We start from the raw sequence: 18,736 nt of genomic DNA on the forward strand, positions 1-18,736 counted from the left end.
AAATACTGATAAGGAATGATATCAGACCTTTATAGGGTGCGACTTGTTACGTGGTTCTTTATAAAATAGGTACATACAAAAAATATGCAGTGAAAAGCTTAAACTATTTTATAATGATTTGTATTCTTGCAATGTGCAAAGAATCGTTATAAAGGTACGTTTTACGATACACGCTAACCAAAATAATGTATCCTATTGTAAAAAATCGTATTGAGGTAGTAATAAAATGTAGCTTGAATTTGGTCAGGATGAAGAAAATATGTACTGTCTAACAGAGTATACAATTCGTAGATTAAAGCGAAGACAGCGTTTTATAATAAATAGAACGCATTACTTTAATCGATGCTATTAAATAAAAAAAGAAGGTACTCCCTTGATCATCTTTTATGAGAGATAATCATCAATAACCTTCGTTAAAAATTATATACGTAAATGAAAAAGAGTTCAACCGTATTGCTTCTTTTCAAAAAAGTACATAAAAAAGAACCGCTTCCTATTAAGAAGCGGTTCTTTTTTATATTTCTGTTAAGATTATCGGTTCGCCGCGTGTTACGACAACTGTATGTTCGCATTGTGCAACAAGGCTTTTATCAGGTGTAACGAATGTCCAACCATCGTCACCACGCTCGATAATGTGATCAGCTTTCATAGAAATGAATGGTTCTACAGCGATAACAAGACCGTCTTTTAGAAGCGCATTATCCATTGGATCGAAGTAGCTTAAAATGTGGTTTGGTGCTTCATGTAAGCTAAGACCAATACCGTGACCAGTTAAGTTTTGAATCACATTGTATCCATTTTTATGTGCAAAGTTTGAAACAGCACGACCAATTTGGTTTTGTTTTGAACCAGCTTTCACCTTTTTCATTGCTGCCCAAAATGCATCAACAGCTGCTTGGCAAAGCTTTTCTTTTGCTTCATCTTCTCCAAGTACAAATGAAATACCTGTATCTGCATAATAGCCATCAAGTGCAGCAGATACGTCGACATTTACTAAGTCGCCTTCTTTTAATACGCGATCCCCTGGAATACCGTGAGCAACTTCTTCGTTTACACTAATACAAGTTACACCTGGGAAATCATATTCTTTTTCAGGTGCAGAAATAGCACCATGCTCATCTAATACTTTTTTACCGATCAAATCAAGCTCTTTCGTTGTCATACCTGGCTTCGCTTCTTTTTTCATTTCTTCACGTGCAAGCGCAACGATGCGGCCGATTTTTCGTAAGCCTTCTAAATCTTGTTCATTACGAATAATCATGAAAACCACTGTCCTTCCTCGAATATATATCTTACCCGATTGTATCATGTTTATTTTCGTCCTGCTACTCGCTTGCGGTGTGTGGGCTGATTCCTCTCATAAGGAATACATGACAATTGTCATATCGATGTCATGACGCATCATACTGTTTCCTAAGTTTTCCAACACGTACAATGTAAATATAAGAAACAGCGGGGGTGGAGAGATGGAAAAGATTATAGAAGTAAATGGTGTTTCTAAAACATTTAAATATAAAAAGGCAGTAAATAACGTTTCATTTCATGTGAATAAAGGAGAAATCGTAGCACTACTTGGACCAAACGGTGCAGGGAAAACGACGACGATGTCGATGATGCTTGGATTAAAGGATCCGACGGAAGAAACTGTTTCTATATTTGGAAAGAGCCCCAAGCATAGAGATGTTCGTAATAGCCTCGGTGCGATGCTACAAGAAGTAAGTGTCATTGATAGTATTACAGTGGAAGAGGCAATTGAGTTATTCCGTAGTTATTATACGAATCCGGTAGCGAAGGAAACGTTACTACAGTTATCAAATTTAGAATCGGAGCGAAAGCAAAGATGTGAGAAATTATCAGGTGGGCAAAAAAGAAGGTTAAACTTTGCACTCGCACTTGCAGGAAATCCTGATTTGTTATTTTTAGATGAGCCGACAGTTAGAATGGATATTACGTCTCGAAGAACGTTTTGGGAAACAATTCGAAAGTTAGCAAGTGAAGGGAAAACAATTATTTTAACGACGCACTATTTAGAAGAAGCGGATGCATTGGCGAATCGTATTTTATTGTTTGCGAATGGAAAGATTATCGCAGATGGTACACCAGATGAGATGAAGGCGACGATTTCGCGAAAAACAATCAAGTTTTATTCGAAGGAAAGTATTCCTGCAAAATTACTAAAAGAATTACCAAACGTAACAGAAGTACAGTCAAACGATGGGCACTTCACTTTAACAACTGAAGATACAGATGCAACTTTAAAAGCGATTTATCAAAAGAACTTACCTGTAACAGATGTTTCAGTTGAACGTGGAAGTCTTGATGAAGCATTTGAACAGTTTGTCGCAAATCAGGAGGAGGAAATCGCATGAGAGCTTTATGGATGCAATGCAAAATAGAAATTTTACGTACGTTTCGTAATAAATTGTTTATCTTTTTCTCATTACTAATGCCAGTTATGTTTTACTACATTTTCACTAATGTTATTCAAGTGCCACAAAACGGAGATGCGTGGAAAGCACATTATTTAATCTCAATGGCGACGTTCAGTATTGTAGGGACGGCACTTTTTAGTTTCGGTGTAAGGATTTCTCAGGAAAAGGGGCAAGGGTGGACACATTTGTTGAAAATTACACCACTTCCAGAGGGGGCATATATAACGGCCAAAATCATCGCTCAAACGGTAGTGAATGCTTTTTCAATCTTAGTTATCTTTATCGCAGGAATATTAATTAATCATGTTGAGTTAACAGTAGGGCAATGGATTGGTGCTGGATTGTGGTTGTTGTTAGGTGTAACACCATTTTTAGCGTTAGGAACAGTAATAGGTTCTATTAAGAAGGCGGATGCGGCAGCAGGATTAGCAAATATTTTAAATATGTGTTTAGCCATTCTTGGTGGTCTATGGATGCCGATCGAAGTATTCCCGAAAATATTAAGAACGATTGGTGAATGGACACCAACATATCATTTCGGAAGTGGTGCATGGGATATTGTAGCTGGGAAATCAGTTGGTTGGGAAAATATCGCGGTATTAGGAGGTTATTTCCTTATATTTGTTGTAGTATCAATATATATAAGAAAAAGACAGGAAGCGGTATAAATGATAGAGAAGAAGAGGATTGAGATTTTTCCGAAACATATGGGTTTCTTCCCGTATATGTGGCTTGTGTATTTAGCGTTTCCGATTTATGCAATTGTACAAGAGGAGGGCTCAAGGTTAATGTTTGGGGCTGGCATGCTAATTCTTTTTGTATTAGCATACCGGCAGTTGTATTTTGTTACAAAAGTGTTCGCAATGTGGGCTTGTTTGCAACTGGTTATAGCCTTGGTATTTAGCTTTTTTTATAGTCCGTATCTTATTTTTTTATGTTTTTTCACATCAAATGCCATAGCATTCGCACCTACGAAAAAAATATTCCGTATATTATTGGGCTTATTAGTTGTAACGCTTATAACATTTGTATATGGTGCGGGTTTTTCATTTACAAGCTTTATAAATACTGTCCCGATGCTTATTTTGATGCTTGTTGCGCCTTTCGGTATGCGCAACTTTAATCAAAAAAAGATGTTAAGAAATCAATTAAACGAGGCAAACGAACAAATTAAAGACTTAGTAAAACGTGAAGAAAGGCAGCGAATTGCAAGGGATCTTCATGATACGTTAGGACATACGTTGTCACTCATTACTTTAAAAAGTCAGCTCGTGGAGAAGTTAATTGTAAAAAATCCGGAGCGCGCAAGTGTGGAAGCAAAGGAAATTACACAAACATCTCGCACGGCATTAAAGCAGCTAAGAGAATTAATTTCGGATATGCGTATGATTACAGTAGAAGAAGAGATCGAGCAAATAAGGACGATCTTACAAGCGGCTAATATCGAATTAGAAGTAAAACAGGAAGCAAGTTCGAGTTCGTTATCACCTATTGAACAAAATATTTTAGGAATGTGTTTACGGGAAGCTGTGACGAATGTTGTAAAACATAGTAAGGCGACAAAGTGTACAGTCTCTGTATTAGAATCCCAAGGTGAGCTGATCTTGAAAGTAGAAGATAACGGAATCGGTTTAGCAGATCAAGGCCACGATGGGAATGGCATTCGTGGTATGAAAGAGCGCATCGCTCTTATTGATGGGTTTGTTGAACTCGGTACAATCAATCCAGGGACACTATTAACAGTAAAAGTTCCAGTTGTTATTCGAACAGGAAAAGATGAGGTGAGGGCATGATTCGAATTATTATTGCAGAAGATCAGCGGATGCTTCGTGGTGCATTAGGGGCCTTACTTGATCTAGAAGATGATATTGAAGTAATTGGGCAAGCTGCGAATGGGGAAGAGGCGCTAAAATTAATCGAATCGCTACAGCCTGATGTAAGCATCATGGATATTGAAATGCCAATTCAAAGCGGATTAGATGTTGCAGAGATGTTAAAGAAAGAAAAATCAGCATGTAAGGTAATGATTTTAACAACATTTGCACGACCTGGATATTTTGAACGAGCTATGAAAGCTGGCGTGCACGGATATTTATTAAAAGATAGCCCAAGTGAAGATTTAGCTGCATCGATTCGTAATGTAATGAAAGGAAAGCGAGAGATTTCTCAAGATTTAATGTTCGGCTTATGGCAGGAGCAAAACCCGTTATCAGATCGTGAAAAAGAAGTATTGTTACTTGCGAAAGAAGGAAAGACGGCAAATGAAATTGCGAAAGCACTTTATCTTTCACCTGGAACAGTACGTAATTACATTTCTGAAGTATTAACGAAGCTCGATGCGAAAAATAGAATTGAGGCAATTACAATTGCGGAAGAAAAGGGATGGATATGAAAAGAAGTTTACCTATGAGTGGTAAACTTCTTTTTTCTTATAAACAAGCGTTTCACTAGACAATTCGGTCTCAGTTGAATCGTTTGGAATTTGAAGTGTAGTACGTAATGCAGATTTTACTTCATTTTTCGACAAAAAATTTGTTATAGTTAGATTAGGTTGTTGGTCTGAATTTTGGACAACTTTTCCACTAACAGTTGTAATTACTCCATTTTTATCTACTTTTACAATGAAATCTTGACTATATACTTTATAGTTTTTGTAAGTTTGTGCAAGGCGCACTTCGGTTTGATTTCTTTTGTTTCTTTATTTGTAGGTCGAGAATCTACATTCATTTCAGTTGTCAGTTACTCTTGTTGAGATTTAGCCTCGTCTATTTCACTCCTTTAAATACTTTTTCGCTATATTTTTTCGTATCATTTTGAGGTTGTGTTAATTTTTAAATTGTTAAACTAGGCTGAGCAATTTCAACTTTTACTTCATTTCTATCTAGTTCTTGGGTGTGAATAGCTTCTGCTGATAAAGGATAAAGAAGATCGAATGTAACGAAAGCACGGGCAAAGTTCCTATAATGTATCTATAAAACTACTAATCTATTATTGTATGTAAAATGGATTGTATGAAAAATTTGCCGAATTTTATATATATTATGCATTATTTCATATCAAAAATTGTCGAATTCACATTATTGTAGTGGTATGACAACTTAACAAATTAGATTGTTATAATGGGATGGTGAGTAAGTATGCACGCAGAAAAATTAGGAAATGAAATTAAGAAGATTAGGGTAATGAGGGGATTAACACAAAAACAGTTATCCGAGAACATATGTCATCAATCGGAAGTGAGTCGAATTGAATCGGGCGCGGTATACCCAAGTATGGATATATTGCAGGGGATCGCAGCGAAATTACAGGTTCCTATTATTCACTTTTATGAAGTACTTATTTATTCTGATATTGAAAGAAAAAAGTTATTTAAAGATAAAATTCAAATGTTGAGTAAGAAGAAACAATATGCTGAAATTTATAGCATTATTTCAAATGAACTAAAAAAAGAAAAATTTCATCCAGAATTTAATCAGTTTCTTCTTTGGTATTATTATTTATCTGCATACGTTTTACAGAAAATTAATTTTGAATATTGCATTTTAGAGTTAAAAAAAATTGTACATCAATCATACGGAGGGATAGATGTATTTCAAAATTTGTATATTGAAAATTCTATTGCAAGTATTTGTGCGGAAAATAATCAATTAGATAGGGCAATAACTTCATTTCGAGCTATTTTAGAACAATTAGAATCGCTACATAATGATGAAGCATTCACAGTTAAAGTTCGATACAATTATGCAAAAGCCTTATATTTGAGTGATCAGTTTGAAGAGGCATTGTACCAAGTAAATGAAGCGATTGAATCTTCTCGTTATATGGGAAGTATGGAATTAATCGGTCAATTGTATTATCAAAAAGGCGAGTGCCTTGAGAAATTAGAGTGTTCATCAGATGATATTAAAGAAGTGTATAAAAAAGCGTCTTTCTTCTTTGATCTATTAGATTTACACTCGTACAAAGAAACCTTATTAAAAAAAAAGAAGTACTTAAACTAAAATAATTTGAAATATGTATAGTGGTATATTTCGTAAGTTGCATTTACAAGATGGTATTTCCAAAAAGTGGGTATGTGTAATTGCATAAATGGTGGATAAATTTTCATGATATATTATAAGAAAACAATGTGGGTGATGGAATATGAAAAAATTACTTATTGGTAGTCTATTAACGTTAGCAATGGCATGGGGTATTTCATTAACAGATACAGCTTTAGAGAAAAGCCAAGTAATTTCTCATAATGATCAAGAGATACAATTAGCTTCAGATTTACCATTTGAACATTAAAAAACAACCGTCACTTAGACGGTTGTTTTTTTGTGGAGTAACCTCCAAACATCTTTACTAGAAACAGGTTTGCTAATAAAGAATCCTTGAATGTGGTCACAGTTTTGTTCATATAAAAACTTCCATTGTTCTTCGGTCTCTACACCTTCCGCAATAACTTCTAAATTTAGTTCTTTAGATAGTGTAATGATGGAGGAGATAATCGCTTCCTCTAAAGGGCTATTTGTAATTCCACAAATAAACTCTCGAGCAATTTTTAATGTGTTAATTGGGTATTTTGTTAAATAAGCTAAAGAACTATAACCAGTTCCAAAGTCATCGATTGAAATTTGAATACCGAGATTTTGAAGCTGTTCTAGTTTTGCAACTACAGATTGATTTTGATTAATGGCGATACTTTCTGTAATTTCGATATCTAGTGCTTCTGATTTTAGTTCGGTTTCTTCTAACACCTTTGAAATAGTAGGGATTAAATCTGCATGATTAAATTGAACAACAGATAAATTTACACCAACTTTCAGGTGAGAAAAACCTTGATTATGCCATCTCTTTGCCTCTAAGCAAGCAGTACGTAAAATCCAATTTCCAAGTTCAATAATAAATCCAGTTTCCTCCGCTAGAGGAATGAATTGGGCAGGGGACACGATGCCGAGTTTTGGGTGCTTCCAACGAATTAATGCTTCAAAACCGATAATTTGTTTTGTTGTTGTATTTACTTGTGGCTGGTATTCAAGGAAAAATTCATTTTGTTGTAATGCTTTTGCAAGCTCGCCTTCTAAGAATTGGATCTCATTTTGGGCGATACTCATTTCTTTTGAGAAGAAAACAAATCTATTTTTTCCATTTGCTTTTGCTCGATACATAGCCATATCAGCATTTTTCATTAATTCAGTAACATCGGTTCCATAATCAGGATACATGGCAATTCCGATACTCGGTGTAATAGATAGTTCTTCATCTTTAATGAAGAATGGTTTGTTTAAAATAGTTAAAATCTGTTCAGCTATAAAAGCCGCACTTTTTTCTGAGTACATATCTGGCAATAGAATTGTAAACTCATCTCCACCTTGACGAGCGACGACATCTTTTGAACGTAAGCAACTGCGTAATCTTTTCGCTACTTCAATTAATAATAGATCTCCGACATCGTGTCCAAGTCTATCGTTAATTTTTTTGAATCGATCTAAATCAAGGAACATGACGGCAACATCATTTGCGCTAGTTTGAGCTGTATTTAAAATGTTTTTTAAATCTTTTTCAAACTTTCGACGATTTGGTAACCCAGTAAGCGCATCATGAAAGGCTAAATGTTCTACTTGTTTTTGCTTTTCATATAAAGTTGTAATATCACGTGCTATGCCGAACATCCCAACAACTTCTTTGTTTATGAAAGTAGGGATAAGTGTAATGTGAAGGTAATAGTAATAGCCTTCTTTTTCTTTCGTGCGAACTTCTAAAGTTTGTGGTCTACCTTCTGTTGTTATTTGTAAAGCTTTCTTTAGTAGATCATGGTCTTTTGAGTCAATAAAGTGTAGAAGAGCATAGCTTTCTACTTCACAATAGTAGGCAGTAAATAGGCTTTCACAAGCTGTATTAGATTGCTGGAAAATACCATTCATATTTAAAGAGAAAACGGCATCAGGATGATCCTCGAATAAAGATTTATAGCGTTGTTCACTCTTTGATAACGCAGATGCACCTTCTTCTACTTTGCCTTCTAGTTGTGTAGTCAACTGTTCGTATGTATCGATTAATGCTCGATTATCCTTCCACATATAAAGTTGTCGTAGGAATAATAAGATGAGTGATAATACTAGACCGATTAACATGAACTTATCATTCCAAGGTTGAATAAGAATGAAGGAAAATGTAATGATTATACTGAAATAAGGTAATATAAAACGTACGTAGTCAAAGCGATAATACTTTGTTTTCGTTTCATGCTGCATTGGTTTATCCAATATGTATAGTATGGACGATAAACCAATTAATAAAATTGAAGCAGTATGTATTAAGTAAGAGACTTCAGAAGAAGTTTTCATCCCTGTGTTTAATTGAAACAGATGTATATATCCGTACAAAAGTATGATAGTAAAGCCGATAATTAATGAAATTCTGCTAGCAGAATATTGTTCTCGTCTATATAGGCTAATAACGGCATAAATTACTAATGCTTGTGCAATAAAGTATCCAATTAAAACCCAGTGATCTGTCGTTAGCATGCGAAAGCTTGAAAGGTCCAAAATAAAAGTTAAGGTAAAATAAATATTCATAATAACAATAAAGATGCTATCGAATGAAAATTGAGCAAGGCCTCTAATAGAGTAATATTTTATAAATTTGATAGCAAACCCAGAAAAGAGCAAAATATATTGTATGATGAAAAAAGGTAGTGCCTTATATGAGAATATGACTTGATCATATATAGAAAGTGAATGAAGAAATAAAGTTATTTCCATAGTTAGTCCGCATATGCAAGTGCATAGTAATAAAACCCAAAATAATTTATCGCTACGCTTCATTTTCTTAATAGCTTTATATAAGCAATAGCAAGAAAAGAGTGCAGCAAAACAAAATAAGAAGAGAATTCCGATTTCTTTTATATTCAAGTCCTTAGGGATAAGAAATATCCAAAGGGAAAATATAGTTATATACATCGTGACAAAGTATACATATTTTTTTTGATTAATCATATTATGACTCCATTTCAATAAAGTTGAATCACAGGTGGAAAATGCTAATTCCAATCATAGCATATAAAATAGGGTGTTTTTTACTAAAAAAATTACTTTTTTTGAAAAAAATAGCTCAACATTACAATTTACCATTGTAATGTTGAGCCATTTATTCTTTTTATTCCTCTTATAGAGGATAATTCATGTATGAATTGCAGCATTGCTAAATCTTTCTGTTTACTTTCAATCATAATATCGAAATTATGATTGATTTTTTTTGCAATTTGTAAGAAAGGCTTAATAAACTCTAAATCAATATATTCAGCATGGGCCCTAAATTCTTTTTTTGATTTAGGGGAGGAAATGTGAACTTTAGGAGGGATATTTGTATGTGACCAAGTTTCAAAAATTGCAGGAAGTAACAATTCTAGCGGTTCCTCGCAAAGGTTTGCTATGTGATGATGATAATCGAATACGAATGGGATCTTTTCTTTTTGGCAAATCGATAAAGTTTCAGCAGTTGTATATGTTTTATCATCGTTTTCAAGCGTCATTTGCTTTTTTATATGTGTAGGAAGTTTTTTTATATTTTCATGGAAACGCCCAACCGCTTGTTCTTTATTTCCATAGGCACCACCTACATGGATATTAATATAGGAAGAATCTGCAATTCCTATTGCATCTAATACTTTATAATGATAGGTCATATCTGTAATCGCGTTAGTTGTAATATGTGGCTTGTCGCTTGTGAATAGCGTAAATTGATTTGGATGAAAACTTACTCGTAAATTGTGTTCTTTAATTAATGCCCCAATTTTACGCCAAAGCGGTTTAAATGCCCCGATATAATCAAACTCGACTTCGGGATGTGTTGCAAGTGGGACGATGGAAGAGGATAAACGATATAACGGAATTTCATGCGCTATATTGTAATGAAGAATACGTATTGTATGCTCAAGATTCTGCCTTGTAACATCGTATAATTTATCTTCTCGTTCTTGTTTGCTGAGCTTTTGAAAGCTTGTAAATGTCATCGTTTTGGCAGGAGAACAGTCCCACAGTGCCATTGCATGTGAGACATATCCAAACCGCATAATCATATGTGATACACCTCTTTTTACTCATTATCTTTCCTATAAGAAGAAAGCAAATATCGTTCCTATCCATTCTTTTCCCCTATCAATAAGGGAATGCGGGCTAACATCTTTAAAGGAAAGTAAGGATGCATTTTTTAGATCTTCATGGAATTTATTTTTTACTATTTGTATAAAATGTTTATCATATAAAATGCAGTTGATTTCATGATTAATATATAAACTTCTCATATCAAAGTTTGCAGTTCCGATATCACAAATATAATCGTCCGCTATAATAACTTTAGCGTGAAAAAAACCTTGTTGAAATGCGTAAATATTGCACCCAGCTTGTATTAACTTTCGGCAATATGGAAATTTTGCTTCTCGAACAAGGGCATGATCAGCTTTTTCTGGAACGAGAATCGTGATTTGAACCCCACGTTTTCGTGCTTTTAATAATGCGTTCATAATTTTTTTCCCAGGAATGAAATATGGTGTACCGATAAAGAGTTCATCTTTCGTATTTTCAATTAAGTGTAAAAAAGTATGTTGTAGATATGCCCCATCGGTCGGAATAAATTGATGTTGGATGGTACCAGGTTGCAGTTTCGGAAAATAAAGAGAAGTATCCAATAAGTTTTGGTTTGTATCATCAAACCAGTCATGTAAAAATTGTTTTTGTAAATCTTGTACACCTTCGCCTGTAAGACGTAAATGATAATCGCGCCATAATCCTAATTTTTGATTATGCCCTAAATATTCTTCTCCAATATTAAATCCACCAATATAACCAATTTCCCCGTCAATAACTGTAATTTTTCTATGATTTCTTTGATTTGCAGAAAAGAAAAGGAACGGAAATTTCACTTTATGACAAAATGAAAAAGAGACGCCGTGTTTTTGTAAGGAATGAATTGCCTCGTTTGATAAATGATGGCTTCCCAATCGATCGAGTAAAAGTCTTACTTCAATTCCTTCCCGTGCCCTATCGATAAGTAACTTTAAAAATTCACGACTGATTTTATCGTTTTTTACAATGAAGAACAAAACGTGCACATGGTGCCTAGCTTGTTGTATATCAGTAAATAAAGCATCATATAAATCTTGCCCGTATGTATAAAGGTGAAAATGACTTTGACGTAAAGGGAAAGTACGAGAGCGCACACGCTTTAAATGAAGAATTCTCCCATATAAAAGGTCAATTGTGATCCAAAGAGTAACGCATAGTAACAAGAGAGATAAGAAGAACATAAGTGAATTCCCTCCTTTGCATTTTTTTCACCTTCATTTTGCTGGTTGCTCGGTAAAGCCTGATTGGTGAGGCTAATAATCAGTAGGGAATAAACAGCTCTTTACTGATTAAAGTTTCACTTTATAGTTTCACCGAAATAAACAGCTTTATGAAAAAATATGTTGTTGTATAACAAAAAACTGTTGACTGAATGCTCACTCATTATATAATGAAGATAGGGGAAAAGATTCAGAAAATTATATGTTTTTGAAGATTCTAAAAAAGAAAGAGAGCTTACAAAGAGAGGGGTAGCATAAAAATGAATAGTTTACTGATCATGAATTGGCTGGCTGCCATTGCTGTTATTGCTTATGCGGGATATTTGTTTGTGTATCTTATACGAACGAGGATGGCCTACATACAGTTAGGAAAAAAAATTGAATTTGACCGTCGTTTTAAAGAGCGTTGGGATCTCCTTAAGGTCAATGTTTTCGGTCAGAAAAAGCTGCTGAAAGATAAGAAGAGCGGCATTATTCACGTTATGTTCTTTTACGGATTTATTCTTGTCCAATTTGGAGCAATTGACTTCGTTTGGAAAGGACTCGCACCAGGATCACATCTTCCACTTGGACCACTATACCCTGCATTTACATTCTTCCAGGAAATTGTCACACTTGTTATTTTAATTGCAGTCTTTTGGGCTTTTCATAGACGTTATGTTGAGAAGCTAGTTCGTTTAAAACGTAATTTCAAATCAGGTCTTGTTCTTATCTTTATTGGTGGCTTAATGGTTTCTGTGCTACTCGGTAATGGGATGGGAATTATATGGCACGGCGAGGAACTTTCATGGAGTGAACCAATCGCTTCTGCGATCGCTTACGTTTTCTCGGGAATAAATGAAACCGTAGCCATTTCTGTGTTCTATTTCTCTTGGTGGGTGCATCTACTAATTTTGTTAACATTTTTAGTGTATGTTCCACAATCAAAACACGCGCATTTAATTGCGGGACCAGCAAACGTTTTCTTCGGTCGTCTTTCAAATCCAGGGAAACTTGAAAAGATTGACTTTGAAGATGAAACGCAAGAAACATTTGGTGTTGGTAAAATTGAAGATTTTAGACAAAATCAGCTTATTGATTTATACGCTTGCGTAGAGTGTGGTCGCTGTACAAATATGTGCCCAGCAACAGGAACAGGGAAAATGTTATCGCCGATGGATTTAATTTTAAAACTTCGCGATCATTTAACTGATAAAGGAGCAGCAGTGACATCAAAAGCACCGTGGGTTCCAGTAGTTGCTTTTAATAATACGCAAGGAAATCAGTTAGCAATGATGGCAGCTGGAAAAGGACAACAAGAATCAGCGGCTACAACGCTAGCTTACGATCCGAGTTTAATCGGAGATGTTATTACGGAGGAAGAGATTTGGGCTTGTACAACGTGCCGTAACTGTGAAGACCAGTGTCCGGTTATGAATGAGCATGTTGACAAAATTATTGATTTACGCCGCTACCTCGTTTTAACAGAAGGAAAGATGGACGCGGAAGCGCAGCGCGCGATGACGAATATCGAGCGTCAAGGGAATCCGTGGGGACTGAACCGTAAAGAGCGTGAAACTTGGCGCCAAGGTGATGATGAAGTAACGGTTCCAACTGTAAAAGAAAAATCGAAAGCTGGCGAGGAATTTGAATATTTATTCTGGGTTGGTTCAATGGGATCATATGATAATCGTAGTCAGAAGATTGCAATATCATTTGCGAAGTTAATGAACGAAGCAGGCATTTCATTCGCGATACTTGGTAATAAAGAAAAGAATTCTGGAGATACGCCGCGACGTCTTGGAAATGAATTTGTCTTCCAAGAGATGGCGACAAAGAATATCGAGGAATTTGAAAAAGCAGGAGTGAAGAAAATCGTTACGATTGATCCTCACGCTTATAACACATTTAAAAATGAGTATCCAGACTTTGGCTTGCAAGCAGAAGTCTATCATCATACAGAATTGTTAGCTCAGTGGGTGAAAGAAGGACGCTTAAAACCTGTTCACGCAATTGAGGAAACAGTTACGTACCATGATTCCTGTTATTTAGGAAGATACAACGAAGTATACGAAGCACCGCGCGACATTTTGAAAGCAATTCCTGGTGTGAATCTTGTAGAAATGGCACGAAACCGTGAAACAGGAATGTGTTGTGGCGCAGGTGGTGGCCTAATGTGGATGGAAGAGACAGCAGGTTCACGTATTAACGTTGCTCGTACAGAACAAGCACTAGCTGTAGAGCCATCCATTATTGGTACAGGTTGTCCATATTGCTTAACGATGATTAGTGATGGGACGAAAGCGAAAGAAGTAGAAGAGAAGGTTCAAACTCTTGATGTAACAGAGATTTTAGAACGCTCTGTTATCGGACAGAAGAAAGAAGCGATGTAATCTGCAAGCATGAATACAACTTTAGAGAGAGGTGCAATCATTGCACCTCTTCTCAACGTAACAATACCGAGCGAGCGCTCGGTTCTAAAAAAAGAGATGGGGGAAATAGATATGAGTAAAACAGTTATTTTAAGTGCTGCAAGAACACCGGTTGGGAAATTTGGAGGATCTTTAAAAGACGTAAAAGCAACAGAACTTGGGGGAATTGCAATTAAAGCAGCGCTTGAAAGAGCAAACGTTTCTGCTAATGATGTGGAAGAAGTTATATTCGGAACAGTTATTCAAGGTGGACAGGGACAAATTCCATCACGCCAAGCTGCGAGGGCTGCTGGAATCCCTTGGGAAGTGCAGACGGAAACAGTGAATAAAGTTTGTGCATCAGGGCTTCGTGCGGTTACGTTAGCGGATCAAATTATTCGTACTGGCGACCAATCACTTATTGTAGCTGGTGGTATGGAGTCGATGAGTAACAGTCCTTACATTTTACGCGGAGCAAGATGGGGATACAGAATGGGCAACAACGAAGTAATCGATTTAAACGTTGCTGACGGTTTAACATGCGCATTTTCAGGTATACACATGGGTGTTTATGGTGGAGAAGTTGCGAAGGAAGATGGGATCTCTCGCGAAGCGCAAGATGAATGGGCATATCGTAGTCATCAACGTGCGGTGTCAGCACATAAAGAAGGACGTTTTGAAGAGGAAATTGTGCCAGTAACGATTCCGCAAAGAAAAGGCGATCCTATTGTCGTTGCAAAGGATGAGGCGCCACGCGCGGATACAACGATTGAAAAATTAGCGAAATTAAAACCTGTATTTGATAAGACGTCAGCAGTGACAGCGGGTAATGCGCCAGGACTAAATGATGGTGGTGCTGCACTTGTACTAATGAGCGAAGACAGAGCAAAGCAAGAAGGAAGAAAGCCATTAGCAACAATTTTGGCACATACAGCAATTGCAGTGGAGTCTAAAGATTTCCCAAGAACGCCAGGCTATGCAATTAACGAATTGTTGAAAAAAACAGGCAAGACAATTGAAGATATCGATTTATTCGAGATTAATGAAGCATTTGCAGCGGTAGCAATTGCAAGTACAGAGATTGCAGGAATTGACCCAGACAAATTGAATGTAAATGGCGGCGCAGTGGCAATGGGACATCCAATTGGAGCAAGTGGAGCACGTATTATCGTTACACTTATCCACGCACTGAAGCAGCGCGGCGGCGGAATTGGAATTGCTTCGATTTGTAGCGGTGGCGGTCAAGGTGATGCAATTATGATTGAAGTTCGTTAATTTACGTGTAGGTAATTTTTGATGTATTAACAATTTATATTAAGGGGGAAGAAAGAATGGGTGTACAAAAAATAGTTGTAATTGGTGCGGGACAAATGGGATCGGGAATTGCGCAAGTATGTGCAATGGCAGGATATGATGTGAAGGTACAAGATTTAAAACAAGAGCAATTAGACAGAGGATTGGCTATTATTACGAAAAACTTAGCGCGCCAAGTAGAAAAAGGACGCATGAAGGAAGAAGAGAAGGAAGCAACGCTAAATCGCCTTACAGTAACGCTTGATTTAGATTGTGTGAAGGAAACGGATCTTATTATTGAAGCAGCTGTTGAGAAAATGGATATTAAAAAGAAAATCTTTGCAAATCTAGATGAAATTGCTCCAGAACACGCAATTTTAGCGACGAATACGTCATCTCTACCAATTACAGAAATTGCAGCGGTAACGAAACGTCCGGAGAAAGTAATCGGTATGCACTTTATGAATCCGGTTCCGGTTATGAAGCTTGTTGAGATTATTCGTGGTTTGGCTACAGATGATGCGGTATATGAAACGATTGAGGATATTACGAAGAAAATCGGGAAAGTACCAGTTGAAGTAAATGATTTCCCAGGGTTTGTATCGAACCGTATTTTATTGCCGATGATTAACGAAGCGATCTATACGTTATATGAAGGTGTAGCGACAAAAGAAGCGATTGATGAAGTAATGAAACTCGGTATGAATCATCCGATGGGGCCTTTAACGCTCGCTGATTTTATCGGTTTAGATACATGTTTATACATTATGGAAGTGTTGCATGAAGGCTTAGGTGATAGTAAATATCGCCCATGTCCATTATTACGCAAGTATGTGAATGCAGGATGGTTAGGACGTAAAACGGGTCGTGGTTTCTACGTTTACGAATAAAATCCTCCCTTTATTAAAATAGTGGTCTTACCAAATTGTTAAAAAGATATATAGCAAATGGAGGCGAAGTACATGAATTTTCATTTTACTGAAGAGCAACAAATGATGAGGAAAATGGTTCGAGATTTTGCGCAGAAGGAAATAGCTCCCTTTGTTCCTAGTATGGAACAAGGGGTGTTCCCGAAAGGGATTTTGCAAAAGATGGGTGAGCTTGGACTAATGGGTATTCCAGCGCCTGCAAAATATGGCGGGGCAGAAATGGATTTTATTTCTTACATTTTAGCAATCGAGGAAATTTCAAAGGTAAGTGCAACGGTTGGTGTAATTTTAGCTGTACATACGTCAGTTGGAATGAATCCGATTTTATACTTCGGAACAGAAGACCAGAAGCAGAAATATGTTTCTAAACTAGCGACTGGTGAGTATTTAGGTGCATTTGCATTAACAGAACCAAATGCAGGGTCAGATGCAGGGAGTTTGAAATCAAGAGCTGTAAAGAAAGACGATCACTACATTATTAATGGATCGAAAGTATTTATTACAAATGGCGGTGAAGCAAGTACATACATTGTATTCGCTTCTACAAATCCAGAGGCAGGAAAAAGTGGGATTTCTGCATTTATAGTAGAGAAAGATACACCGGGCTTAATTATTGGAAAAGATGAGCACAAAATGGGACTTCTTGGTTCTCGCACAGTACAACTTACGTTCGAAGATATGAAAGTGCCGGCTGAGAATTTACTTGGTGAAGAAGGACAAGGATTTAAGGTAGCGATGGCGAATTTAGATGTTGGACGAATTGGAATTGGTGCACAGGCTTTAGGAATTGCGGAAGCAGCGCTTGCATGTGCAATTGATTATGCGAAAGAACGTGAGCAATTCGGAAAGCCAATTGCGGCGCAACAAGGAATCGGATTCAAACTTGCAGATATGGCAACTAGTGTAGAAGCATCGCGATTACTTGTATACAGAGCAGCATCGCTAAGAGCGCAAGGATTACCATGCGGTAAAGAGGCTTCTATTGCGAAGTTATTCGCTTCTAAGACGGCTGTCGAAGTTGCGATTGAAGCGGTGCAAGTATTTGGTGGTTACGGTTATACGAAAGACTATCCAGTAGAACGATTTTTCCGTGATGCGAAAATCACGCAAATATATGAAGGAACGAGTGAAATACAAAAACTCGTTATTAGCAGAGCTTTATAAAAGAACTAGGGGGAGACGGGCATGCATTTTAAACTATCAGAAGAACATGAAATGATAAGAAAAATGGTTCGGGATTTTGCTAAGAACGAAGTAGCACCGACGGCAGCTGAGCGTGATGAAGAAGAGAGATTTGATCGCGCGCTATTTGATCAAATGGCAGAGCTTGGTTTAACCGGCATTCCGTGGCCTGAAGAATACGGCGGAATTGGAAGCGATTACTTAGCGTATGTAATTGCTATCGAAGAATTATCTCGTGTTTGTGCTTCAACAGGTGTAACGCTGTCTGCACATACTTCACTTGCTGGTTGGCCAATTTTTAAATTCGGAACGGAAGAACAAAAGCAAAAGTTTTTAAGACCGATGGCTGAAGGGAAGAAAATTGGTGCATACGGCTTAACAGAGCCGAGTTCTGGTTCGGATGCTGGCGGAATGAAGACAACTGCGAAACGAGATGGAGACCATTACATTTTAAATGGATCGAAAATCTTTATTACAAATGGCGGTATTGCTGATATTTATGTTGTTTTTGCGTTAACTGATCCTGAATCGAAGCAGCGTGGTACGAGCGCGTTTATTGTGGAAAGTGATACACCAGGATTTTCAGTTGGGAAGAAGGAAAGTAAGTTAGGGATTCGCTCTTCACCAACAACTGAAATTATGTTTGAAGATTGCCGTATTCCTGTAGAGAATCTACTAGGGGAAGAGGGCCAAGGATTTAAAGTTGCGATGCAAACATTAGATGGCGGCCGTAATGGTATTGCCGCGCAAGCAGTCGGTATTGCGCAAGGGGCTTTAGATGCTTCTGTAGAATATGCAAGGGAGCGTCATCAGTTTGGGAAACCAATTGCGGCGCAGCAAGGAATTGGCTTTAAACTTGCAGATATGGCAACGGATGTGGAGGCGGCGCGTCTTCTAACATACCAAGCGGCTTGGCTTGAATCGGAAGGGCTTCCGTACGGGAAAGAGTCAGCGATGTCAAAAGTATTTGCAGGCGATACAGCGATGAAGGTGACGACTGAAGCAGTACAAGTATTTGGTGGTTACGGTTATACGAAAGATTATCCAGTAGAGCGTTATATGCGCGATGCAAAGATTACACAAATATATGAGGGAACACAAGAGATTCAAAGGCTTGTAATTTCTCGTATGTTAACGAAGTAGGAACGAAAGCGTAGGTATTTTCCTACGCTTTTTCCT

15 protein-coding genes and 1 pseudogene are annotated in these 18,736 nt (G+C 36.9%); 11 read left to right on the top strand and 5 right to left on the bottom strand.

All coding sequences use genetic code 11. From position 1 onward, the window contains the following. Positions 1–514: 514 nt before the first annotated feature. Positions 515–1,309, bottom strand: coding sequence for a type I methionyl aminopeptidase (map, locus tag PDL00_RS21335; RefSeq protein WP_002096176.1), 795 nt, complete (start codon positions 1,307–1,309; stop codon positions 515–517). A 157-nt stretch (positions 1,310–1,466) separates the two neighbouring features. Here map and PDL00_RS21340 point away from each other — a divergent pair, with 157 nt between their 5' ends. Genes PDL00_RS21340 through PDL00_RS21355 form a run of 4 tightly spaced genes read left to right on the top strand, consistent with a single transcriptional unit; the run spans position 1,467 to position 4,824 of the window. Then, on the top strand, positions 1,467–2,369 hold the full coding sequence (locus tag PDL00_RS21340) for an ABC transporter ATP-binding protein (protein ID WP_270731051.1): 903 nt from the start codon (positions 1,467–1,469) through the stop codon (positions 2,367–2,369). Next, a complete protein-coding gene (locus PDL00_RS21345) occupies positions 2,366–3,100 on the top strand; it encodes an ABC transporter permease (RefSeq protein ID WP_270731053.1) in 735 nt (244 codons plus the stop codon). Before PDL00_RS21340 ends, PDL00_RS21345 begins: the two co-directional genes overlap by 4 nt. After that, entirely contained in the window at positions 3,101–4,225 is a 1,125-nt protein-coding gene (locus PDL00_RS21350) for a sensor histidine kinase (protein WP_270731055.1), read from the top strand. It begins immediately after the preceding gene. Next, a complete protein-coding gene (locus PDL00_RS21355) occupies positions 4,222–4,824 on the top strand; it encodes a response regulator transcription factor (RefSeq protein ID WP_242256968.1) in 603 nt (200 codons plus the stop codon). The genes PDL00_RS21350 and PDL00_RS21355 overlap by 4 nt, the downstream gene beginning before the upstream one ends. A 15-nt stretch (positions 4,825–4,839) precedes the next feature. Here the strand turns inward: PDL00_RS21355 and PDL00_RS21360 are convergent. Beyond that, positions 4,840–5,401, bottom strand: a pseudogene (locus PDL00_RS21360) (M4 family metallopeptidase); the annotation flags it as partial. Positions 5,402–5,569: 168 nt separating this feature from the next. On the opposite strand from PDL00_RS21360, the gene PDL00_RS21365 reads away from it, so the two are divergent. Both PDL00_RS21365 and papR read left to right on the top strand, forming a co-directional pair. Then, positions 5,570–6,433: a helix-turn-helix domain-containing protein gene (locus PDL00_RS21365; RefSeq protein ID WP_242256967.1), complete on the top strand. Its 864-nt coding sequence runs from the start codon at positions 5,570–5,572 to the stop codon at positions 6,431–6,433. Between the two features lie 142 nt (positions 6,434–6,575). Then, positions 6,576–6,722: a quorum-sensing peptide PapR gene (gene papR, locus PDL00_RS21370; RefSeq protein ID WP_270731057.1), complete on the top strand. Its 147-nt coding sequence runs from the start codon at positions 6,576–6,578 to the stop codon at positions 6,720–6,722. A 14-nt stretch (positions 6,723–6,736) separates the two neighbouring features. On the opposite strand, the gene PDL00_RS21375 is transcribed toward papR, so the two are convergent. From PDL00_RS21375 to cls, 3 genes are all read right to left on the bottom strand, one after another. Continuing rightward, positions 6,737–9,415, bottom strand: coding sequence for a DUF4084 domain-containing protein (locus tag PDL00_RS21375; protein WP_242256966.1), 2,679 nt, complete (start codon positions 9,413–9,415; stop codon positions 6,737–6,739). 128 nt (positions 9,416–9,543) lie between these two features. Then, the gene (gene uvsE, locus PDL00_RS21380) at positions 9,544–10,497 is read right to left on the bottom strand and encodes a UV DNA damage repair endonuclease UvsE (RefSeq protein ID WP_242256965.1); all 954 of its coding nucleotides are present in this window, start codon (positions 10,495–10,497) and stop codon (positions 9,544–9,546) included. A 33-nt stretch (positions 10,498–10,530) separates the two neighbouring features. Further along, complete coding sequence (gene cls, locus PDL00_RS21385; RefSeq protein WP_270731060.1) at positions 10,531–11,724, bottom strand: cardiolipin synthase; 1,194 nt, start codon at positions 11,722–11,724, stop codon at positions 10,531–10,533. Between the two features lie 299 nt (positions 11,725–12,023). On the opposite strand from cls, the gene PDL00_RS21390 reads away from it, so the two are divergent. The 5 genes from PDL00_RS21390 (at position 12,024) to acdA (ending at position 18,700) form a co-directional block, all read left to right on the top strand. Beyond that, entirely contained in the window at positions 12,024–14,135 is a 2,112-nt protein-coding gene (locus PDL00_RS21390) for a heterodisulfide reductase-related iron-sulfur binding cluster (protein ID WP_242240742.1), read from the top strand. Between the two features lie 9 nt (positions 14,136–14,144). After that, complete coding sequence (locus PDL00_RS21395) at positions 14,145–15,428, top strand: acetyl-CoA C-acetyltransferase (RefSeq protein ID WP_242256963.1); 1,284 nt, start codon at positions 14,145–14,147, stop codon at positions 15,426–15,428. Between the two features lie 56 nt (positions 15,429–15,484). After that, the gene (locus PDL00_RS21400) at positions 15,485–16,336 is read left to right on the top strand and encodes a 3-hydroxybutyryl-CoA dehydrogenase (RefSeq protein ID WP_242256962.1); all 852 of its coding nucleotides are present in this window, start codon (positions 15,485–15,487) and stop codon (positions 16,334–16,336) included. Between the two features lie 72 nt (positions 16,337–16,408). Next, positions 16,409–17,539: an acyl-CoA dehydrogenase gene (locus tag PDL00_RS21405; protein ID WP_242256961.1), complete on the top strand. Its 1,131-nt coding sequence runs from the start codon at positions 16,409–16,411 to the stop codon at positions 17,537–17,539. Positions 17,540–17,560: 21 nt separating this feature from the next. Then, entirely contained in the window at positions 17,561–18,700 is a 1,140-nt protein-coding gene (gene acdA, locus PDL00_RS21410) for an acyl-CoA dehydrogenase AcdA (protein ID WP_270731063.1), read from the top strand. The last annotated feature ends 36 nt before the right edge of the window (positions 18,701–18,736 follow it).

Source organism: Bacillus cereus group sp. TH152-1LC, from assembly GCF_027710505.1.
GTDB classification, from domain to species: domain Bacteria; phylum Bacillota; class Bacilli; order Bacillales; family Bacillaceae_G; genus Bacillus_A; species Bacillus_A mobilis.